Origin of the sequence: Klebsiella sp. CN_Kp113, from assembly GCF_040064585.1 — a bacterium.
Taxonomy (GTDB): domain Bacteria; phylum Pseudomonadota; class Gammaproteobacteria; order Enterobacterales; family Enterobacteriaceae; genus Klebsiella; species Klebsiella michiganensis.
This window is the reverse complement of the sequence record NZ_JBEAID010000034.1, coordinates 33,242-53,735: the sequence shown is the minus strand read 5'-3', so window position 1 is coordinate 53,735 and position 20,494 is coordinate 33,242. Positions and strand designations below refer to the sequence as shown.

The following is a 20,494-nucleotide window of genomic DNA, read 5'->3' as shown; positions in this document are numbered from 1 at the left end:
CTGATGCCCGTCGGCCCTCGGGCCGACGGGCATTTTTAAGCGTTCAGCTCCCGACGCTTTTCCGCCGCCAGCCACTGCGGAAAGTCCTCTACCGGCATCGGCCGGGCGTAGTAAAATCCCTGCAATAAATCGACGCCGTTGCCGCGCAGATACTCTTCCTGATCCCGGGTCTCTACCCCTTCCGCGACCGTCACAATCTTCAGCCGATGGGCGAGAGCAATGATCATGTCGGTCACCGTTGCGTTGACGCTATCAATCCCAATTGCGCTGGTGAAGGATTTATCGATCTTCAATACATCAGGACGCAGCTTTTCCAGCCAGGAGAGGGAGCTGTTGCCGGTGCCGAAATCATCGATAGCCAGCTGCACCCCTTTGAAATGAAGATGCTCGGCCATATGGTGGTCGCCATCCTGAAGTACGTCGCGTTCGGTGAGCTCCACCACCAGCTGCTGTACCGGATGGGCGCTGAACCAGTAGTGATGCAGATCGCGCAGCAGTTCGCCGTTGGCGAAATGGCGGGCGGCGACGTTGATGCTGATGTGAAAATGTTTGTCCTGCGGAAAAAGGGCTAATTTGTGGGCCGTCTGGGAGATGACATAGCGGGTGAGGGGAACGATCAGATTATAACCTTCGGCTATGGGGATAAATACCTCCGGCGAAATAGCGCCTCTGCGTGGATTATTCCACCGCAGCAGTATCTCCACGCCGCAGCACTGACGGGTGCGCAAGTCCTGTAGAGGCTGGCACCAAAGCGTGAACTCGTGGGCGGCAATACCGAGATTAATTTCCCGGGAAAAGCTCATTCTTCCCGCGGTCGCCAGCCAGGCGATGCCGGTCATTAACAGGCTGATTATCAGCGCCAGCGGCAGTTCGGCCGGTAGCTCATTGAGGGCGACCGCTGAGGCGCCCGGCCCGCTGACGTTAATGGTGAAGGGAAACTGCGTCGACGACTGGCGGTAGATGATTTGCTCGCCCGGCAAGGATTCCTGTTTAATCAACCCGGAACCGCTAATAAAGCTTTTATCGCCAATGCTGAGGCCAATTCCGGTAATTAATGGCGATTTTGCGTTAAAAATTAACTCGCCCAGCAGCTCGATATTGATCACCAGCAGCACGCCGTCGGCGCCGCTAAGCGAAGCGGGATACCACTGGATAAGCACCGGCGTCCCTTTAAGCAGCGATGCGTCGTAGCTGAAGGTGAGCAGGGCGTGATTGGCGGGGAGCGCCGGCTGTAACTGGTGAACCGGAATATTTCGTTGGCCAAAAATACTCGAGCAATAGAGCAGGTCAGACTGGACCAGCGCGATGGAACGTACCGTTTGCAGCGATGCCGCCAGCTTACGTAACGTGAGGTGGACGTCCTGACAGGGATGGTTCACAAGTTGCAGCAGCGTGGCGTGCTGGGCCGCCAGGGGCCGCAGAATATTATCCATCGCGGCCACCATTTTATTGGTGCTGAGCTGGACGCGCTGCTGATTTAAGCTACGCTGCGAAATAAATCGTATCACTAATGTTGTCGTCAGGGTCAGTAGCGCGACCAGCAAGCAAACCAGGATACGTTTCCTGCGGTAGGTTGTGATAACTTTTTGTGCAGTCTGCATGCGCGACGCCCTGTCGGCTAAAAGTGTTAATGAGAGTAACAGCCGTTATAGAGCAAGTGTAGTGGGCGCAGATAATAATATAGCGTGGAAAAAGAAGAATGCGCCCGGGGGCGCATTCTGTAGGACACGGATTAGTCGCACTGAACTTTAATTGCCAGGCCGCCGCGCGACGTTTCCCGGTATTTGGCGTTCATGTCTTTACCGGTCTCGTACATGGTCTCAATGACTTTATCGAGCGAGACGCGCGGCTCGCTGGTGCGGCGCATGGCCATCCGGCTGGCGTTGATCGCTTTGACGGAGGCAATGGCGTTACGTTCGATGCACGGCACCTGTACCTGGCCGGCCACCGGGTCGCAGGTGAGGCCAAGGTTGTGCTCCATGCCGATTTCCGCCGCCACGCAGACCTGCTCGGGGCTGGCGCCAAGGATTTCCGCCAGGCCCGCAGCGGCCATCGAGCAGGCCACGCCCACTTCGCCCTGACAGCCCACCTCCGCGCCGGAAATGGACGCGTTCATTTTATACAGCGTGCCGATAGCCCCTGACGCCAGGAAGTAACGAATATAGATATCCGGGCTGACGGACTCGATAAAGTGGTCGTAGTAAGCCAGCACCGCCGGTACGATGCCGCAGGCGCCGTTCGTCGGTGCCGTCACCACGCGGCCACCGGCGGCGTTTTCTTCGTTGACCGCCAGCGCGAACATGTTGACCCAGTCCACCACGTTCATCGGATCGTGGGAGAGTTTATCGCTGGCAACCAGCATCCGCCGCAGCGCCGAGGCGCGACGAGGCACGCGCAGCGGGCCGGGCAGAACGCCTTCGGTATTCATTCCGCGATCGATACAGGCGCGCATGGTCTGCCAGATATTGGCAAAATAGTCTTCAATCTCTTTTTTGCTGTGCAGCGCCAGCTCATTCTGCATCACCATGCCGGAGAGCGACATGCCGGTCTCTTTGCAGTAGCCCAGCATTTCCTGAGCGGATTTAAACGGATAGGGTACGGCGAGTTCGCTGGCGCTCTCTTTGCCGAAATGCTCTTCATCGACGATAAAACCGCCGCCGATGGAGTAATAGGTTTTGCTGTAGATTTCTTTCTCGCCAGCCCAGGCATGAATGGTCATGCCGTTTTCATGCAGCGGCAGGTTGTCGCTGCGAAAACGCATGCCGTCATTCTGCGGGAAATCGACTTCATGCTGCCCCTGGGCCAGCAGCAGGCGACCGCGCGTTTCAACGTCGCGGATAAATGCCGGTATCGCGTCAATATCGACCGTATCGGGCTGATTGCCCGCCAGTCCCATAATAATGGCGATATCCGTATGGTGGCCTTTGCCGGTTAATGACAGTGAGCCGTAGACGTCAACCGCCACGCGCGTCACTTCATTAAGCAATCCCTTTTCGACCAGGTCATCGACGAACTGTTTACCGGCCTTCATCGGCCCTACAGTATGGGAAGATGAGGGGCCGATCCCCACCTTGAACATGTCGAATATACTAATCACGCTAACACTCCTGACAGGGTTGTCGCGGGTGCGACAACGATGTAATCACTGCGCATAGTGTAAGAGGGAACCGGGTCATCAGCTTATCTATTCACATGAATTAAACTAATGGATAACCCCGGATTTACTAATGCTGAGAACGCCGTCTCAGTTTGAGTATAGCTAAGGACGGGCGCCTATCTGTAGCGCCAGCTCGCGAATAATGCCGGCGGTCATTCCCCAGACAAAATAATGCTGGTACCAGGAGAGCCAGACGCGATGCGAATTGCCGCGGCGATGGATATCCAGCGGATGGTAGCGCCCCAGGCGCAGCGCTTCGGCCAGCGGCATTTCGAAGACCGCGGCCACTTCATCCTGGCTGGCGTGATAGTGCAAATTGGGTGGGATAATCCCTACCACCGGAGTAACCTGAAAGCCGGTCACGCTATCGACCGGCGGCAGAACGCCAATCACCTCAACCGACTCCGGCGGGATCGCCACCTCTTCCTGCGCTTCACGCAGCGCGGCGGCGATTAGCGTTGCATCGCTGTTATCTACCGCGCCGCCGGGGAAGGCCACCTGACCCGCATGCTTGCGCATCAGCGGCGAACGCTGGGTCAGCAGCAGCCCCGGCTGCGGGCGGCGAACTATCGGTACCAGCACCGCGGCCTGGCGCTGGTTGAGCGCGTGGCGCGTGGGCTGCGGACGCAGAAGCTGAAAACGTGAGAGGAAATCGTCAAGTTCGAGGGCGCTGTCCGCCATGTTCTAGCTCTCCAGTTGATTCAGGATACGATTAACTTTATCAAAAGTTTCCTGATATTCCGCTGCCTCTTCGCTATCGGCCACAATTCCGCCGCCGGCGGAGCAGTAGAGGTGTCCCTGCCAGGCCGTCAGCGTACGGATAGTGATACTGGTATCCATGTTGCCGCAGAAGCTGAGATAGCCGATGCTGCCGCACCACGCGTTGCGCCGCTGCGGTTCCAGTTCATCGATGATCTCCATCGCTCTGACCTTCGGCGCGCCGGTGATTGAGCCGCCGGGAAAGGCCGCGCGCAGCAGGTCGGCGGCGTGCAGATGAGCGGGCAGCCTGGCGGTGACGGTGCTCACCAGATGATGCACGGCGGGGAAGGGCTCCACCACAAACAGCTCAGGAACGCGAACGCTACCGGGTACCGCAACCCGGCCAATATCGTTACGCATTAAATCGACGATCATCAGATTTTCGGCGCGGTCTTTTGGCGAGTTCGCCAGCTTTTGCGCCTGCAGCGCGTCCTGCTCAGGGTCGGTCAGCCTGGGTAATGTCCCCTTAATGGGCCGGGTCTGAATGTCGCCTTGCCGGAGCTGAATAAAACGCTCGGGCGACAGGCTTAATACAGTCCCTTCATCCAGGCGAATAAAGGCGCTGAACGGCGCGCGATTGGCGCGGTTAAGCTGACGGAAGGCCTGCCACTCATCCCCGCGATAGCTCGCCGTAAACCGCTGCGCCAGGTTGACCTGATAGCAGTCGCCGCTGTGCAGATAAGCCTGAATCTGGCGGAACTTCTCGCCATACTCCTCGCGGCTCATATTAGCGCGCCACGCTGAGGTCAGGGTAAAGGTTGCAGCGACAGGCGCTGTCTGTGCTTCCAGCCATGCCAGGCGCGCCTGCGGATCGTCATAGCTGAATAACGACACCTCCCGGCGCTGATGATCGACGATTAACGCCCAGTCATAAATACCTACCGCCATATCCGGCAGTTCGATATCCGCATCGGCCCGCGCCGGCAGATGTTCAAAACGACGACCCAAATCGTAGCCGAACAGTCCCAGCGCGCCGCCGAGAAACGGCAGATGCGGATGAGGCTGCGGCTGCAGGTTACAGTGCGCCAGCTGCTGATGCACCAGCGTAAGCGGATCGGCGGCGGAGGTTGAGACGGTTTCCCCTTCGCGTAGGGTGGTTAGTTGACCGTGAGTCACCAGCGTGGCGCGCGGCTGGGCGACAATGATGTCAAAACGGTTATGCGCATGTTCGGCAAAACCGGAATGCAGCAGCATCGCCCAGGGCTGGGAACTCAACGGGCTAAAATAGTATTCAGCGGCATCCGGACGCCAGGGCAGGGAAATCATTGCGGGGGACAACATCGTCTTCTTCAATCCTGATCGTTACCGTCCGCTGGTATACGCGCGGACGGCGTGAAATAATTACGCCCCACAATGTAGCAGGAGTCAGTCATGTTTGCAGGTTTACCTTCGCTGAGCCACGAGCAGCAGCAAAAAGCAGTGGAACGAATTCAGGAGCTGATGTCGCAGGGCATGAGCAGCGGCCAGGCGATTGCTTTAGTGGCGGATGAACTGCGCGCCTCGCATACCGGGGATCGGATTGTGGCGCGCTTTGAGGATGAAGACGAGTAAATCCCCCGTTGCGATCAGATGCCGCTTTCCGGGAGCGGAAGGATCGCATCAGGTCGTTTCCCGGGATCGTCGTACAGCGTCACGTGCGTTACGCGATCGCCGCGCCAGAAGGTAATGTGCGTACCGGCTGGCGTATGATGCACATTCACCTCCGTCAGCGGCGCGCGGTTAGCGAAATCCCACAGGCAGACGAAACGCGCCTGCGGCAGGTGATTGCGCATCACCAGATAGCTGAGATCGCGAATCGCCGGGTTATCGGGCGCCAGCCCTTGCCAGAGTTCACCATCGCCGGAAAGCCAGAGCGCAACGGTGTCTTTGTCGCGCGCAAAGTGGCGCGGCTGGCAGCCGTTCAGCGGGGTCATGGTGGCATTGGCCATGTGCCGCAGCGGTCCGCTGAGCGAAAAAGGCCGCGGCGTACCGCTCTGGTCCAGCGCCCGCGCCGCCAGGTGCAGTGTCCAGTCAAGCTGCTGGCGATGCGGATTTTCCACGGTAGAGAGATCGATCAGTACCTCTTCAAGCCACAGTAGGCGACGGCGAAAGCGCACGCCTCGCCAGGCCGCCGCGTCCCACTCGACGCGGCTATGGCTGTTGAGCTCCGGCGGCGGCTTTCCCCAGTCAACCTCGCTATCCAGCCACAGAGAGTCGCTATCCATATGCCAGCCTAGCACCTGCGGATTGGCCGGAGGCTGGTTGGTCTGATTGACCGAAAGCGTATTATGGGTGGCGCTGTTTTTGTAATAGTCATAGTGCATTTTCGCACCGTAGCCGGTGGTGCCCATATCCGTGAGCAGCCAGCCGTCGCGATGCCAGAGCATCAGCCCCAGCCTGTCGTAATGGTCGTGCTCGCCGCCCCAGGGGCTGTGCTTAATCAGCAGCGCCTGCTGCGGTCGCCGCCATAACGTCAGGCCGGCGCCGGGCGCAAACAGCGACTGCTGCGGGATCAGCGGCAGGGGCGTTTCCGGCAGGGGGCGTTCGCGCCACAGTAAGGTTTCACGCTCGTCGGGCGTCGTTTCGGTAAACTGCAGCACCGCGGCGTACTGCGGGTCACGCCAGATAAACCAGGCGAACTCGTAAAGATCCTGATGATTGAGCTTCTCCTGCCCGGCGAGGCAGTCATTAAGCCGCGGGAAGGTGCCGTCCGGCAGCAGCAGCGACAGCGGGAACGTCAGCATCGCCTGATACCACGGGCCGTCCAGCAGGCTCCAGCGGGTGCCGCGCGCCAGCTTCTCAAAGGCCAGAAACCCCTGCAGCGCGTAGTAGTGATAGTGAATGGAGCCTTCAAACCATAGCCCCTCCGCCAGCAGGCCATTTTCCAGCTGCCAGCGCAGGCCGTATGGTTGGTTCACGGCAAACTCCAGCAGCGTCTCATCTTCGAGGATGAAACCCAGTACGCCAAGCGCCGCGCTGATTTTAACCTCATGGTTATGGATCTGCGGACTACGATGGTCGCGCAAAAACGCTGCCGCGCAGCGCAGCAGGTTTTCACTGATGTGCCGCTGCTCGCCGGGCGCCAGGCTGTCGCGAATGAAGTCATAACCCAGCGCCATTTCCAGAATGCAGTTGGCTTCGCACAGCGTCTGGGCGTTCATCTTGCCCGGTCCGTTGTTGGGAATATCGCCGTGGATCTCATAGCCGGGATAGACATCCGCGTAGCCCATCAGCAGCGTGCGAACTTTATCGCGATACGCCGTTTCGCCGGTCAGCCGCCATAACAGGCCAAGCTGCTGACAGGCGCTGGCGTTACGGCCATTCATCTCGCGCCACCATGCGCCATCCCACGGTTCACCGCTAAATATTTCCCCATCGACCGGGCAGGCATGCTGGTGGGGCGTATCCGCCCGCCACGCCAGGCGCACGCCGTGGTGCGGACAAAAGTAGTAGAGATTCCAGCTGGCGATCCCTGACTGCGGAATGCGAACCGCTGCATCTAATACCGGCTGAGCATCCTTCACCAGCCGTTCAAGCAGTCCGCTATTCGCGGCTGCACGTCCGACAATGTCGGGCCAGAGCCCGGAGAATTGTTTCATTAGCGGTTATCCCTGACCTCTGACGATGCGGAAAGCGGGGCGATGAGCGTAGTGATATCGTCGGGGTATTTCGCCCGCAGCCACTGCGCTTTGTCACGGAACAGCGGATCTTCCGGCCAGGCGTGCGCGGCGGTGGCGATATTGCGCAGCGCTTTCTTGTCATCCATTTTATCCAGGTCCTTCCAGGGCCACGGCGTATCGCTGTTAATAAACCCGGCGATGTACTGATAGCCTTTGCGCAGGCTATGGTCGTCGAGGGTGAAGTTCCAGATATCGACGCCCGCCTTCTCGCCGAGCCTTCCGAGGCGGTTGTAGGCTTCAAGGTTAAAATTGCTGTAGTGCCACGGGCGCGTGCGCTCCAGTTCGGCCATCTGGCGGCCTTCAATATCAAATTGCCCCGCAATACGCCGCAGCTGGGTGATGTACAGGCGCTTCTTCGCCTCGTCGATTTTCCCGCTGAACAGGGCGAAGGCGGCGGCCTGCATATCGAAATAGCTGCCGTGATTGTTATGCCAGTTCTCTTCTTCAAAGCCGTTCTGGCTGGTGGTCATCCAGTGATAATAGTCACCAAACCATTGCTTCAATGCGCTTACGTCGTTTTCGCTCAGCGCATCGGAGGATTGCAGCAGGGCGATGGCGTCAACGACGTCAACCAGCGCGCGGCTATCAATAATGCCGATACCGCGTCCGGTATTGATGCCGGGAATGGCCTGGGCATGCTGCAGGTTGGGGGTCATGCGCGTTTTGGGATCGAGGAACCAGGTCTTTAACTGCGCCGCCGCCTTTTGCGCGTAGCGATCGTCGTGAGAGAAGTACCACGCCAGCGCCAGCGTTGACACGTCGTTACTCATCTTCACCAGCCGGTTCTTATCGGTGGCGTCGCTATTGGCGTCAGGGTTGGTTTGCCCATCTTTACGGATATAAGGAAGCCCATCTTTGGTATCGGGATTCGGCCACCAGTAAGGCGGAAAGCTGTAGTAGTCGTGCTTATTGCCGCTGGCGGCGACCAGCGTTTTATCCATCACCGAGAACAGCGGATGATTGAGTGCCAGATCGGCTTTTTTTAGCAGCGCCGCTTGCGCCTGAACAAATAGCGGATCTTTCGCGGCGATCTGCTGCCGGCTAAAAGCTAAATCCTTTCCGTCTAGCGTGTACGGCTCGGCGGCATACGAGGCGGCGGTCAGGCCGGAACAAAACAGCGCAATGCCTAACAAACCTCGGCGAGGTATTGAGTTCATCGTGATAACCCTTCTGCAAATATGAGAAAAGATAACAACAGAATTATACCTGACGCGTATTTAAAGAACGCGTGAAACAGGCGGTGTAATTAAAAACAATATATTTAAATATTCGATGGCGAGCAGTGTAAAAGACAAAGTGATTTTTTTTGTGATGTCCTTCAAGTTTAACGTTTTGGATAAATAATGACGCTTTTAATGCAGTGTACATCACGTTTTTTGCCGTTTTTCTCTATTTTTTTGAATCTTTTAACAAAATTAGTAAAATTATAATCAATTGATTTATATGATTATTTATTTTTTGTCACTTTTTTTGTCACTTCTCTGTGTGATCTGTCTCAATTTTCTTGTTTTTGAAACGCAATTTCTTTTTTATACGGTTGTATTGGGAAATACATTTCTATCTAATGAATGGAAATAATTCTTGCGCCAGCTGTATTAACGCCTGAGCGATATTCAAATTCTTTTTCGTGTATTAATTGAGAATTTAATTACCTTTGTGCCCTACAATAAAGGATATGCCATCATGTCTGCCTGTAAATTACGTTCACTGTTACTTCTCACCGCACTCGGGCTCGGCGTTAGTCAAAGTTACGCCGCCACCACTCTCAACGTCTGGATCCGCGCCAGCAATGACTCGAAGAATATCTACAAACAGGAGGCGGAAAAATTTGAAGAAAAAACCGGTATCAAAATCGCGTATTTCAACGCCACCACCGACTTTGAACAGCGGCTGGCGCGCGCCACGGCGGGCAACGCCTTACCCGATTTGATTTTTAACGATGCGGCGTCGCTGGGGCAGTTCATCCAGCTGGGTATTGCCGAAGAAATTGATCCGCAGGCGATCGCGGGCGGCGACCAGCTATTCCAGACGGCATGGAAGAGTACCCGCTATATCGACGGTAAGTACTACGGCGTGCCGACCTCGGCGCAAACTTTCGCGCTCTTCGTGCGTAAAGACTGGCGTGAAAAACTGGGGCTGCCGCAGCCTAAGAGCTGGGATGATATCCAGACGCTGGCGAAAGCCTTCACCACTCAGGATCCCGATGGTAACGGCAAAAATGATACCTACGGCTTTATCGTTCCCGCTTCCACGACGCGCGGCTACGCCAGCTGGTTTATGAGCAGCTTTATCTGGCAGGCGGGTGGTGATTTCGTTAAAGAAGAGAACGGAAAATTCAGCGCTTCGCTCAATACGCCGGAAGTGGCTCAGGCGATGACCTTCATGCGCACCATGATGTGCGACAAAGTCACCCAGCCGGGCGCGATTAACGCCACCACCGCCGACGTTATTCCCTCCTTCCGCTCCGGGCAAAGCGGCATGTTCTTCAGCGGGCCGTACCATATCGCGCTGTTCGATAAAGACCCCGGTAAAGACAACTTCGAAGTGATCCCGGTGGCGGGGCCGAAAGGCGAAGCCACCCTCGCCGAGGGCACCACGGTCTTTATGATGAAGAGCAGCATACAGAAAGAGGCGGCGCGAAAATTTATCGAATTTATGATCTCTGCGGAAGGCCAGGAGATCGGCATGGGTAAAGGCAGCCAGCATATTCCGGTAGTGCGTCTGCCGGTGAATAAGAACGTCGACGTCAAAGCCGTGTATCAGGACGCGCGCTGGGAAACTTTCGCCAGACTTTACAATGAACAGGGACGCTACGTGCCGCAAATTCCCAACTGGACGCCGGTGCGCCAGGTGGTTGCCGACGGTTTTAACCGGATTTTTGCCGACTGCGGCAGCGATATTCCCGGCGAGCTGAAGACGCTCGACGGCAAGGTGAACGCTGAGCTGAAAAAACAAAATGTGCTGGCTAACTGAGGACATAGGTTATGACGCTGCATGAGACGAAGTCCTCGCCGATAAAGCAGGCCGCTTCGCCTGACTCGACCGGATGGCTGAGCGCAAAGCGTAAGCGGGCGCTGATCCCGTGGCTGTTTTTAGCGCCTGCGCTGATTATTTTTAGCTGGTTTAAGTTTATCCCGATGATTCAGGGTCTGGTGATGAGCTTTTACAAGGTTAACTTTAATCAGCCCAACGAGTGGGTGGGGCTCGATAACTTCACCCGCGCTTTTGCCGACGCAGAGCTGCACGCGGCGGTGGTGAATACCCTGCTTTACGTGGTGGTAACGATGTTCGCCGCGGCTATCCTGGCGTTTTTCCTCGCCATGCTGCTGGAAGGCCCGGCGCGCCATCTGCGCTTTATTCGAACCGCCATCTTTTTACCGGCGGTTACCAGCGCGGCGATCGTCGCCGAAATGTGGCGAATTTTGTTTAACCCGACGCCCAACGGCGTGGTTAACCACATCCTCAGCTGGTTTGGCGTCGCCGATCAGGGCTTTCTTGCCAGCTCCGATCAGGCGCTGGGCGTCATCATGCTGCTGCATATCTGGAAAGCGGTGCCCTACAACATGGTGATCTTTATTGCCGGCCTGGCGGGAATCAGCCGCGATTTATACGATGCGGCGAACGTCGACGGCGCCAGCTGGTGGAACCGCCTGCGCTACGTCACGCTGCCCGGCATGATCCCGGCGCTCTCGGTGGTACTGATGCTCTCCTTCATTCGTGGTTTCCGCGTGTTTGCCGAGGTGTACGCCACCACCGGAGGGGGGCCTTCTAACGCCACGGAAATGGTCATGACCCACATCTACAAGCTGGGCTTTGAGCAGTTTGACTATGGCTACGCTTCGGCGGTGTCGTTCCTGCTGTTCACCTTCACGGTTATCTTAACCCTCTGTCATCTGACGCTGAAAAAACGTATCGCCCGTTACTAAGGAGCCGCGATGTTAAGCAAACGTTGGGATACAGCAGGGCGCTGGTGCATCTATGCGCTGCTGCTGATTGTCTTTGTCGGGCCGTTCTGGGGCATCGTCGCCACGGCATTCAGCGGCGCGCCGGTGAAGCCGGGCGAGCTGCTGGCCTGGCCGCATCAGTTCTCGTTGGAAAACTTCATCTTCGCGTGGATGGATATCGGCGTCTGGCAGTATCTGCTGAACTCCATTCTGGTGGTGTTCTTCGGCACCGTTCTGCAGGTGTCGGTCAGCGCGCTGGCGGCGTACGCCCTGGCGCGGAAGAAGTTTCGCGGCGTAGCGCTGGTGAGCCTGGTGATTTTGTCCACCATGATGCTGCCGGAAGAGGTCATCGCCATTCCGCTGTACATGATTATCAACTGGCGGCTGCCGCTGATCGACGCCTCGCTCTACAACAGCTATCTCGGAATGATTTTACCGGTCGTCGGCTGGGCGTTCTCCATCTTTGTCCTGACCGAATTTATGTCAGCGATACCGAAAGAGCTGGAGGAGGCGGCGCGGATTGACGGCGCGAATGAATGGCAGATTTTCTTCCACGTCATTCTGCCGCTGGTAAAACCGGCGCTCGGCACGGTGGTGACCTTCGGCTTTATTATGATTTGGGATCAGTACCTGCTGCCGCTGATTGTGGTCAACCAGGACAGCCTGAATACCATTCCGGTGATCCTCGGCACGCTGCGTACCGATGAGAGCATCACGCCGAACATTTTTATCGCCATTACGCTGCTGGCGATGCTGCCCAGCATCATCGTCTATCTGGGTCTGCAAAAACATTTCAATCGCGGGATTATGTCCGGCGCGGTCAAAGGATAAGGGGTTAACGATGGGATCGGTTGTATTAAATAGCGTGCGCAAATCATACGGGGATGCCCACGTCATTAAAGATGTGTCGCTGACGATTCCGGACGGCGAGTTCTGCGTCCTCGTTGGCCCCAGCGGCTGCGGCAAATCCACGCTGCTGCGCATGATTGCCGGGCTGGAGGAGATCTCCGGCGGCGAAGTACATATCAACGAGCGTAACGTCACCGAGGTGGAGCCGAAGCTGCGCGACATTGCGATGGTGTTCCAGAGCTATGCGCTCTACCCGCAGATGACGGTGCGTGAAAATATGGGCTTTGCCCTGAAGATGGCTAAGCTGCCGAAAGCGGAAATCAGCCAGAAGGTGAATGAAGCGGCGGCGCTACTCGGGCTGGAGCCGCTGCTGGAGCGCCTGCCCAAAGATCTCTCCGGCGGCCAGCGCCAGCGCGTGGCGATGGGGCGGGCGATCGTGCGTAAGCCGCAGGTGTTCTTGTTCGATGAACCGCTCTCCAACCTTGACGCCAAGCTGCGAACCCAGGTACGCGGTGAGATCCGCGAACTGCATCGTCGGCTGAAAACCACCTCGGTGTACGTCACCCACGATCAGATTGAAGCCATGACCATGGGGCAGATGATTGTGGTGCTGCGCGACGGGCGAATAGAGCAGGCGGGGACCCCGCTGGAACTGTACGACCGGCCGGCGAATCTGTTTGTCGCCGGGTTTATCGGCTCGCCGGAGATTAACCAGCTGCCGGGCGTCGTGGTCTTGAACGGTAGCGCCACCAGCCTGCGTCTGAAAGATGGCTCCCTGCTGGCTTTGCCCGCCGGTTTACGGGTCACCGATGGCCAGCAGGTGGTGTACGCCATTCGCCCCGAACAGGTCAACGTGGTTCATGAAGCGCGGGACGATGCGCTGGCGGCGAAGGTGACGGCGGTGGAGAACACCGGCTCGGATATGCAGCTCTTCTGCGATACCGGCGGCGGGGCGTTTACATCGGTGTTCAAACAGCGTCTGGCCGTAAAAGAGGGCGATAAGATCTGGCTGCAGCCTAAGCTCGCCGGCGTGCACCTGTTCGATGCGCAAAGCGGCCAGCGCATAGCCTGCCGGGAGGGAAATTAAGGTGGCGATGAAGCTGTACACCCTTGACGAAACCTGCCTGGAAAACGCCCGGGCGGGCCTGAAGCAGCCCTTCTCCCCGCTGCAGCTGGCGCTAAGCAAGCTGGTATCGGAGGCGGATATCCTGCGCCGGGAAGCGCCGGAAAGCGTGGTACATAAAAAGCTGCGCCCGGCGAGCGGCGACGCGCACGATTACTACAGCCTGGGGACCTACTGGTGGCCAAACCCGCGGCGGCCCAACGGGCTGCCCTATATTCGCCGCGACGGGCATATTAATCCGCAGTGTGAGAACAACGACACGGATACCTCGCGCATTATCCGCATGTGCGAACGGTGCCTGACCCTCGGGCTGGCGTGGTACTTCACCGGTCAGCGCCAGTACGCGCAGGCGGCGGCTGCGCAGATCCGCTGCTGGTTCCTTGATGCGGAAACGCGGATGAACCCGCATCTGAACTATGGCCAGGCGATCCCGGGGATTGTTTCCGGTCGCGGTACCGGGCTTATCGATACCCGCTTAATGTGGATGGTGGTGGACACCATCGGTTTGATTAACGCGGCGAGCGTGCTTGATACCGACGATATCATCGGCCTGCACCAGTGGTTCCGCGACTTTAACCACTGGATGTACTACAGCGACATCGGCCACTCTGAGTACGTCTGGCACAACAACCACGGCACCTGGTACGACGCTCAGCGGACGGTTAACGCGCTATTTTACGGCGATAAAGGGCTGGCGGCGCGGATCATCGAGCAGGGGATCACCCAGCGGATGGCGGCGCAGATTGACCAGGACGGCAGGCAGACGATGGAGCTGGAACGTACCATTCCGTTCCACTACTCGCTGTTTAACCTGGAGGCGCATCTGCTGCTCAACCGCTACGCCGAACACGTTGAGTTCGATCGCTGGAACGCCATCCGCGATGGGCGAGGCGTGAAGCAGGGGATTGATTACCTGGTGCCGTTTATCCGGGAACCGGATCTCTGGCCCTACAGCGACCTGCAGGGAATCGTGTGGGATAGCGCGCTGCGCGTGCTGCTGCAGTCAGTGCGGGGCTATGCAAAACAATCTGCCAGCTATCGTGAAGCGCTGAAATGTGTGCCGCAGGAGACGCTGCAGTTGAAGGAACAGCTGATGTGGTGTCCGGGCTGATAGAACAATGCTTCTTGCCTCCCGACGGCGCTGTGCCCGATCGGCCTGGCTGCTATGTAGCCCGGATAAGGCGTTTACGCCGCTATCCGGGGAATGCGCCGGATAACGGCTTTGGCGCGGCTTCTTCCCGGGAGGCGCTACGCTTGCCCGGGCTACGGGGCCACGGCTGTCTTACACGGCGGCGATGATTTTAATCTCGACTTTGTACTTCGGATTCATCAGCTTCGCCTGCACCGTACAGCGCACCGGGGCATGACCGGCGACGACCCACGCATCCCAGGCCTGGTTCATCGCCGCAAAGTCTGCGCCGTCGGCAAGAAAAATCGTCGCATCAAGAATACGCGACTTGCTGCTGCCCTGTTTCTCCAGCACGGCGTCAATCTGCGCCAGGGTATCGGCGGTTTGCGCGCAGGCATCGGCATCAAGGTTGGACGGCACGCCGGTGTAGTACAGCGTCTGGTTGTGAATCACCACATCAGACCAGCGGGCTTCGGCATCAATACGCGTAATGGTCATGTTTATTTCCTCTTTGTTCCGGTTCATTAAGCTGCGGCAAGACTGCCATAATGTTTCACCTGCGTCACTACCCGCACTGGCGAAAACGACTCCACCCTGACATAATCACTGTCCAAATAACCAGGGGGTAATGTGATCGACGATTTTGCAGCAGACGGCCAGCTGGCCAGCGCGATTGCGGGATTTAAACCACGCGAGCCGCAGCGTCAGATGGCTTTCGCCGTCGCCAGCGCGATTGAAGAAACCCGTCCGCTGGTGGTTGAGGCGGGGACCGGGACCGGGAAAACCTACGCCTACCTGGCGCCTGCGCTCCGCGCCAATAAGAAAGTCATTATCTCCACCGGCTCGAAAGCGCTACAGGATCAGCTCTACAGTCGGGATTTACCCACTGTCGCTAAAGCGCTGAAGTACACCGGTAAGCTGGCCCTGCTGAAAGGGCGTTCGAACTACCTGTGCCTGGAGCGGCTGGAACAGCAGGCGCTCGCCGGCGGCGACCTGCCGGTGCAAACCCTCAGCGATGTCATTCTGCTGCGCTCGTGGTCTAACCAGACCATCGATGGCGATATCAGCACCTGCGTTAGCGTGGCCGAAGATTCCCAGGCCTGGCCGCTGGTCACCAGTACCAACGATAACTGCCTCGGCAGCGACTGCCCGTTATATAAAGACTGTTTTGTGGTGAAGGCGCGGAAAAAGGCGATGGATGCTGACGTGGTCGTCGTCAACCACCATCTGTTTCTCGCCGATATGGTGGTCAAAGAGAGCGGATTTGCCGAGCTGATTCCCGAAGCGGAAGTGATGATCTTCGACGAAGCGCATCAGCTACCGGACATTGCCAGCCAGTACTTCGGCCAGTCGCTCTCCAGCCGCCAGCTGCTGGACCTGGCGAAAGATATCACCATTGCTTATCGCACTGAACTCAAAGACACCCAGCAGCTGCAGAAATGCGCCGACCGCCTGGCCCAGAGCGCGCAGGATTTTCGCCTGCAGCTGGGGGAACCCGGCTATCGCGGCAACCTGCGCGAGCTGCTGGCGGATAACAACATTCAGCGCGCGCTGCTGCTGCTTGATGATGCGCTCGAACTCTGTTACGACGTGGCAAAGCTGTCGCTGGGCCGCTCGGCGCTGCTCGACGCCGCCTTTGAGCGGGCCACCGTCTACCGCGGCCGCCTGAAGCGGCTCAAAGAGACCAGCCAGCCCGGCTTTAGCTACTGGTATGAGTGCACTTCGCGTAATTTTACTCTGGCGCTGACCCCGCTGACGGTGGCGGATAAGTTTAAAGAGGTGATGGCGCAAAAATCGGGGAGCTGGATTTTTACCTCGGCGACGCTCTCGGTCAATGACGATTTGCACCACTTTACCGATCGCCTGGGAATTGGCGAAGCGCAAACGCTGCTGCTGCCCAGCCCCTTTGATTATGCCCATCAGGCGCTGCTGTGCGTACCGCGCAATTTACCTTTGCCGAACCAGCCCGGCGCGGCGCGGCATCTGGCGGCGATGCTCAAACCGCTGATTGAGGCCAACGACGGGCGCTGCTTTATGCTCTGCACCTCGCACGCCATGATGCGCGATCTGGCGGAACAGTTCCGCGCCACCATGACGCTGCCGGTGCTCCTGCAGGGAGAAACCAGCAAAGGTCAGCTTTTGCAGCAGTTCGTCAGCGCCGGAAATGCGCTGCTGGTGGCGACCAGCAGCTTCTGGGAAGGGGTGGACGTGCGCGGCGATGCGCTTTCGCTGGTGATTATCGACAAACTGCCGTTCACCTCGCCGGACGATCCGCTACTCAAAGCGCGGATGGAGGATTGTCGCCTGCGCGGCGGCGATCCTTTTGACGAGGTCCAGCTACCGGACGCGGTGATTACCCTTAAACAGGGGGTGGGGCGCCTGATTCGCGACATCGACGATCGCGGGGTACTGGTTATCTGCGACAACCGTCTGGTGATGCGTCCCTACGGCGCGGTCTTCCTCGCGAGCCTTCCGCCTGCGCCGCGCACGCGCGATATCCGCCGGGCGGTGCGTTTTCTTGCGGTGCCGCCGGCGAGGTAATCCGGCGCAAAATGTGGTAAGCTGCGCGCCATTTTGTCAATCTGCTAGAGCGAGAGCGCGACAACCCATGCGAATTTTAGCTATCGATACCGCCACGGAGGCCTGCTCCGCGGCGCTGTGGAATGATGGCACCCTCAGTGCTCATTTTGAAATCTGCCCCCGTGAACATACCCAACGTATCCTGCCCCTGGTGCAGGATGTCCTCAATGAAAGCGGAACGCTATTGACCGAGCTTGATGCGCTGGCCTTTGGCCGCGGGCCGGGGAGCTTCACCGGCGTGCGTATCGGCATCGGTATCGCGCAGGGGCTGGCGCTGGGGGCCGGGCTGCCGATGATCGGCGTATCTACGCTGGCGACCATGGCGCAGGGCGCGTGGCGGAAAAACGGCGCCACCCGCGTGCTGGCGGCCATCGACGCCAGGATGGGCGAAGTCTACTGGGCGGAATATCAGCGCGATGAACAGGGCGTCTGGCACGGCGAAGAGAGCGAGGCGGTGCTGAAGCCGGAAGCGGTTCGCGAGCGGCTTCAGCGGCTGGAAGGCGAGTGGGCCACCGTGGGCACCGGCTGGCAGGCGTGGCCGGATATGGCTCGCGACTGCGGTTTAACGCTCGTCGATGGCGACATTCAGCTGCCTGAAGCGCAGGATATGCTGCCGCTGGCCTGCCACCTGTTTACGGCGGGAAAAACCGTGGCCGTCGAACACGCTGAGCCAGTTTATTTACGTAATGAAGTGGCGTGGAAGAAACTTCCTGGCCGCGAGTGAATCTCAGTAACTATATGTCTGAGAAGAAGGAAGGAGTCGCGTCATGGCGGGTCAAAAAAGGGTAGTGCGTTGGTTAGTCGCGGCAGCAGTCGTTGCTGCGCTGAGCGGGTGCGCTTCGGTGCCGGATGCCATTAAGGGCACCACCCCGACGCCGCAGCAGGATTTAGTCCGCGTGATGAACGCGCCGCAGCTGTATGTCGGCCAGGAAGCGCGTTTTGGCGGTAAGGTCGTCAGCGTGCAGAATCAGCAGGGTAAAACTCGCCTGGAAATTGCCACCGTTCAGCTTGACGACGCCGCGCGTCCGGAGCTGGGAGAAGCGTCGCGCGGGCGTATTTTTGCCGACGTGAACGGATTTATCGACCCGGTGGATTTTCGCGGACAGCTGGTTACCGTGGTTGGCCCGATCGTCGGCGTCGTCGACGGTAAAGTGGGCAATACGCCGTATAAATTCATGCTGATGAACGCCACCGGCTACAAACGCTGGAACGTAGTCCAGCAGGTGGTCATGCCGCCGCAGCCGATGATGGACCCGTGGATGTTCGGCCCGCGCCCGTGGGGCTACGGGTACGGCGGCTGGGGCTGGTATAACCCCGGTCCTGCCGAAGTCAGAAACGTTGTAACCGAATGATTTTGTAGTCTTTGTAAGCAAAAAGAAACAGCGGCTGGTCCGCTGTTTCTTCGTTTTCAGTCAAATAAGAAAAATAAATAGTGACGCGCTTCGCAACCTGTACAACGGCTAATTAATAAACTGGTACGCTGAGTTAATATAATGTTAACAAAATGTTTGTTGATCAGGGGCTGTGATGACGACGAATAACTATTTCAGAGGTGATGCAGTGAAAAAGGTTTGGCTAAACCGTTATCCCGCGGACGTTCCTGCGGAGATAAACCCTGACCGCTATCAATCCCTGGTTGAACTGTTTGAACACGCCGTCCGCCGCTATGCCGATCAGCCGGCCTTTATCAATATGGGCGAGGTGATGACCTACCGTAAGCTGGAGGAGCGCAGTCGGGCGTTCGCCGCTTATCTACAGGAAGGGTTAGGACTGCAAAAAGGCGACCGCGTCGCCCTGATGATGCCTAACCTGCTGCAGTATCCGGTGGCGCTGTTTGGTATTCTGCGCGCCGGCATGATCGTGGTGAACGTTAATCCGCTCTACACCCCGCGCGAACTGGAGCACCAGCTCAACGACAGCGGCGCCGCCGCCATTGTGATCGTTTCCAACTTCGCGCATACCCTGGAAAAGGTGGTTGATAAAACCCAGGTCAAGCACGTGATCTTAACCCGCATGGGCGATCAGCTTTCCACGGCGAAAGGGACGCTGGTTAACTTTGTGGTGAAGTACATCAAACGGCTGGTACCAAAATATCATCTGCCGGACGCCATCTCGTTTCGCAGCGCGCTGCAGCATGGCTACCGTATGCAGTACATTAAGCCGGAAATCGTCTCTCAGGATCTCGCTTTTCTCCAGTACACCGGCGGGACCACCGGCGTGGCGAAGGGGGCGATGCTGACTCATCGTAATATGCTGGCGAACCTTGAGCAGGTCAACGGCACCTACGGGCCGCTGCTGCACCGCGGTAAAGAGCTGGTTGTTACCGCGCTACCGCTGTACCACATTTTTGCCCTGACCATGAACTGTCTGCTGTTTATAGAGCTGGGCGGGCAGAACCTGCTGATCACCAATCCGCGCGATATTCCAGGCCTGGTCAAAGAGCTGGCGAAATACCCCTTCACCGCGATGACCGGGGTCAACACCCTGTTTAACGCGCTGCTCAATAACAAAGAGTTTCAGCAGCTCGATTTCTCTTCACTGCATCTCTCCGCCGGCGGCGGAATGCCGGTACAGCAGGTGGTGGCGGAGCGCTGGGTTAAGCTGACCGGGCAGTATCTGCTGGAAGGCTATGGCCTGACGGAGTGCGCGCCGCTGGTGAGCGTCAATCCGCACGATATTGACTATCACAGCGGCAGTATCGGCCTGCCGGTGCCCTCCACCGAAGCGAAGCTGGTGGATGATGACGATAATGAAGTCGCGCCGGGAGAACCGGGAGAGCTGTGCGTGAAAGGGCCGCAGGTGATGCTGGGCTACTGGCAGCGTCCGGACGCGACCGCTGAAATTATCAAGGACGGCTGGCTGCATACCGGCGATATCGCGGTGATGGATGAAGAGGGCTTCCTGCGTATCGTCGATCGCAAAAAAGATATGATTCTTGTCTCGGGCTTCAACGTCTATCCGAATGAAATCGAAGATGTGGTGATGCAGCACGCCGGGGTTCAGGAAGTGGCCGCGGTCGGCGTGCCGTCCGGCAGCAGCGGTGAAGCGGTGAAGATTTTCGTGGTCAAGAAAGATCCGGCGCTGACGGAAGAGATGCTGATCGCTTTCTGCCGTCGCCAGCTAACCGGCTACAAGGTGCCGAAGCTGGTGGAGTTTCGCGATGAGCTGCCGAAATCCAACGTCGGGAAAATTTTACGTCGAGAACTGCGTGACGAAGCCCGTGCTAAAGTAGACAATAAAGCCTGAGCTAAGAGTGAATCGCCAGACGCCGGCTAAGCCGGCGTTTTTTATGGG

At 57.9% G+C, this 20,494-nt stretch carries 17 protein-coding genes; 10 read left to right on the top strand and 7 right to left on the bottom strand.

The features are described 5' to 3' along the window. Positions 1–35: 35 nt before the first annotated feature. The 4 genes from ABLV30_RS22125 to pabB form a co-directional block, all read right to left on the bottom strand. Complete coding sequence (locus ABLV30_RS22125; protein ID WP_046878459.1) at positions 36–1,601, bottom strand: EAL domain-containing protein; 1,566 nt, start codon at positions 1,599–1,601, stop codon at positions 36–38. Positions 1,602–1,732: 131 nt separating this feature from the next. Next, positions 1,733–3,097, bottom strand: coding sequence for an L-serine ammonia-lyase (gene sdaA, locus ABLV30_RS22120; RefSeq protein WP_014229814.1), 1,365 nt, complete (start codon positions 3,095–3,097; stop codon positions 1,733–1,735). A 162-nt stretch (positions 3,098–3,259) separates the two neighbouring features. After that, the gene (locus ABLV30_RS22115) at positions 3,260–3,838 is read right to left on the bottom strand and encodes a CoA pyrophosphatase (protein WP_004852034.1); all 579 of its coding nucleotides are present in this window, start codon (positions 3,836–3,838) and stop codon (positions 3,260–3,262) included. A gap of 3 nt (positions 3,839–3,841) precedes the next feature. Next, positions 3,842–5,197 carry an aminodeoxychorismate synthase component 1 gene (gene pabB / locus ABLV30_RS22110; RefSeq protein ID WP_025106143.1) on the bottom strand — a complete coding sequence of 452 codons (1,356 nt, stop codon included), beginning with the start codon at positions 5,195–5,197 and terminating at the stop codon, positions 3,842–3,844. Between the two features lie 90 nt (positions 5,198–5,287). On the opposite strand from pabB, the gene ABLV30_RS22105 reads away from it, so the two are divergent. Then, complete coding sequence (locus ABLV30_RS22105; protein WP_004103292.1) at positions 5,288–5,467, top strand: YoaH family protein; 180 nt, start codon at positions 5,288–5,290, stop codon at positions 5,465–5,467. A gap of 14 nt (positions 5,468–5,481) precedes the next feature. Here ABLV30_RS22105 and ABLV30_RS22100 read toward each other — a convergent pair whose 3' ends face one another. Both ABLV30_RS22100 and ABLV30_RS22095 read right to left on the bottom strand, forming a co-directional pair. Further along, entirely contained in the window at positions 5,482–7,494 is a 2,013-nt protein-coding gene (locus tag ABLV30_RS22100) for a heparinase II/III family protein (protein WP_265800155.1), read from the bottom strand. Further along, positions 7,494–8,732: an alginate lyase family protein gene (locus ABLV30_RS22095; protein ID WP_116279946.1), complete on the bottom strand. Its 1,239-nt coding sequence runs from the start codon at positions 8,730–8,732 to the stop codon at positions 7,494–7,496. The genes ABLV30_RS22100 and ABLV30_RS22095 overlap by 1 nt, the downstream gene beginning before the upstream one ends. 526 nt (positions 8,733–9,258) lie before the next feature. On the opposite strand from ABLV30_RS22095, the gene ABLV30_RS22090 reads away from it, so the two are divergent. The 5 genes from ABLV30_RS22090 to ABLV30_RS22070 are packed head-to-tail and all read left to right on the top strand — an operon-like array spanning position 9,259 to position 14,602. Beyond that, entirely contained in the window at positions 9,259–10,548 is a 1,290-nt protein-coding gene (locus tag ABLV30_RS22090) for a sugar ABC transporter substrate-binding protein (RefSeq protein ID WP_025106146.1), read from the top strand. Positions 10,549–10,559: 11 nt separating this feature from the next. After that, on the top strand, positions 10,560–11,501 hold the full coding sequence (locus ABLV30_RS22085; protein WP_025106147.1) for a sugar ABC transporter permease: 942 nt from the start codon (positions 10,560–10,562) through the stop codon (positions 11,499–11,501). A 9-nt stretch (positions 11,502–11,510) separates the two neighbouring features. After that, positions 11,511–12,350: a carbohydrate ABC transporter permease gene (locus ABLV30_RS22080; protein ID WP_009651976.1), complete on the top strand. Its 840-nt coding sequence runs from the start codon at positions 11,511–11,513 to the stop codon at positions 12,348–12,350. Between the two features lie 10 nt (positions 12,351–12,360). Next, complete coding sequence (ugpC, locus tag ABLV30_RS22075; protein WP_014229809.1) at positions 12,361–13,455, top strand: sn-glycerol-3-phosphate ABC transporter ATP-binding protein UgpC; 1,095 nt, start codon at positions 12,361–12,363, stop codon at positions 13,453–13,455. A gap of 7 nt (positions 13,456–13,462) precedes the next feature. Then, positions 13,463–14,602 carry an alginate lyase family protein gene (locus ABLV30_RS22070; RefSeq protein ID WP_014229808.1) on the top strand — a complete coding sequence of 380 codons (1,140 nt, stop codon included), beginning with the start codon at positions 13,463–13,465 and terminating at the stop codon, positions 14,600–14,602. Positions 14,603–14,773: 171 nt separating this feature from the next. Here the strand turns inward: ABLV30_RS22070 and ABLV30_RS22065 are convergent, their stop codons facing one another. After that, positions 14,774–15,118 (bottom strand): RidA family protein, encoded by a 345-nt coding sequence (locus ABLV30_RS22065; protein WP_004113724.1) that lies wholly within the window; start codon positions 15,116–15,118, stop codon positions 14,774–14,776. Positions 15,119–15,250: 132 nt separating this feature from the next. Between ABLV30_RS22065 and ABLV30_RS22060 the strand changes: the two genes are divergently transcribed. The 4 genes from ABLV30_RS22060 to fadD all read left to right on the top strand — a co-directional run bounded on the left by ABLV30_RS22060 (position 15,251) and on the right by fadD (position 20,446). Further along, positions 15,251–17,161 carry an ATP-dependent DNA helicase gene (locus ABLV30_RS22060; RefSeq protein WP_219558444.1) on the top strand — a complete coding sequence of 637 codons (1,911 nt, stop codon included), beginning with the start codon at positions 15,251–15,253 and terminating at the stop codon, positions 17,159–17,161. A gap of 67 nt (positions 17,162–17,228) precedes the next feature. Then, positions 17,229–17,924: a tRNA (adenosine(37)-N6)-threonylcarbamoyltransferase complex dimerization subunit type 1 TsaB gene (gene tsaB, locus ABLV30_RS22055; protein ID WP_004852009.1), complete on the top strand. Its 696-nt coding sequence runs from the start codon at positions 17,229–17,231 to the stop codon at positions 17,922–17,924. A gap of 43 nt (positions 17,925–17,967) precedes the next feature. Beyond that, positions 17,968–18,552, top strand: a complete 585-nt coding sequence (locus ABLV30_RS22050) for a Slp family lipoprotein (RefSeq protein WP_004852007.1) — start codon at positions 17,968–17,970, stop codon at positions 18,550–18,552. A gap of 208 nt (positions 18,553–18,760) precedes the next feature. Next, the gene (fadD, locus tag ABLV30_RS22045; RefSeq protein ID WP_014229806.1) at positions 18,761–20,446 is read left to right on the top strand and encodes a long-chain-fatty-acid--CoA ligase FadD; all 1,686 of its coding nucleotides are present in this window, start codon (positions 18,761–18,763) and stop codon (positions 20,444–20,446) included. Positions 20,447–20,494 lie beyond the last annotated feature (48 nt).

Excerpts from the sequence above, each read along its gene's own strand:
- ABLV30_RS22125 (WP_046878459.1), bottom strand. The coding sequence starts at position 1,601 with ATGCAGACTGCACAAAAAGTTATCACAACCTACCGCAGGAAACGTATC.
- ABLV30_RS22115 (WP_004852034.1), bottom strand. The coding sequence starts at position 3,838 with ATGGCGGACAGCGCCCTCGAACTTGACGATTTCCTCTCACGTTTTCAG.
- pabB (WP_025106143.1), bottom strand. The coding sequence starts at position 5,197 with ATGTTGTCCCCCGCAATGATTTCCCTGCCCTGGCGTCCGGATGCCGCT.
- ABLV30_RS22105 (WP_004103292.1), top strand. The coding sequence starts at position 5,288 with ATGTTTGCAGGTTTACCTTCGCTGAGCCACGAGCAGCAGCAAAAAGCA.
- ABLV30_RS22100 (WP_265800155.1), bottom strand. The coding sequence starts at position 7,494 with ATGAAACAATTCTCCGGGCTCTGGCCCGACATTGTCGGACGTGCAGCC.
- ABLV30_RS22095 (WP_116279946.1), bottom strand. The coding sequence starts at position 8,732 with ATGAACTCAATACCTCGCCGAGGTTTGTTAGGCATTGCGCTGTTTTGT.
- ABLV30_RS22090 (WP_025106146.1), top strand. The coding sequence starts at position 9,259 with ATGTCTGCCTGTAAATTACGTTCACTGTTACTTCTCACCGCACTCGGG.
- ABLV30_RS22085 (WP_025106147.1), top strand. The coding sequence starts at position 10,560 with ATGACGCTGCATGAGACGAAGTCCTCGCCGATAAAGCAGGCCGCTTCG.
- ABLV30_RS22080 (WP_009651976.1), top strand. The coding sequence starts at position 11,511 with ATGTTAAGCAAACGTTGGGATACAGCAGGGCGCTGGTGCATCTATGCG.
- ugpC (WP_014229809.1), top strand. The coding sequence starts at position 12,361 with ATGGGATCGGTTGTATTAAATAGCGTGCGCAAATCATACGGGGATGCC.
- ABLV30_RS22070 (WP_014229808.1), top strand. The coding sequence starts at position 13,463 with ATGAAGCTGTACACCCTTGACGAAACCTGCCTGGAAAACGCCCGGGCG.
- ABLV30_RS22065 (WP_004113724.1), bottom strand. The coding sequence starts at position 15,118 with ATGACCATTACGCGTATTGATGCCGAAGCCCGCTGGTCTGATGTGGTG.
- tsaB (WP_004852009.1), top strand. The coding sequence starts at position 17,229 with ATGCGAATTTTAGCTATCGATACCGCCACGGAGGCCTGCTCCGCGGCG.
- ABLV30_RS22050 (WP_004852007.1), top strand. The coding sequence starts at position 17,968 with ATGGCGGGTCAAAAAAGGGTAGTGCGTTGGTTAGTCGCGGCAGCAGTC.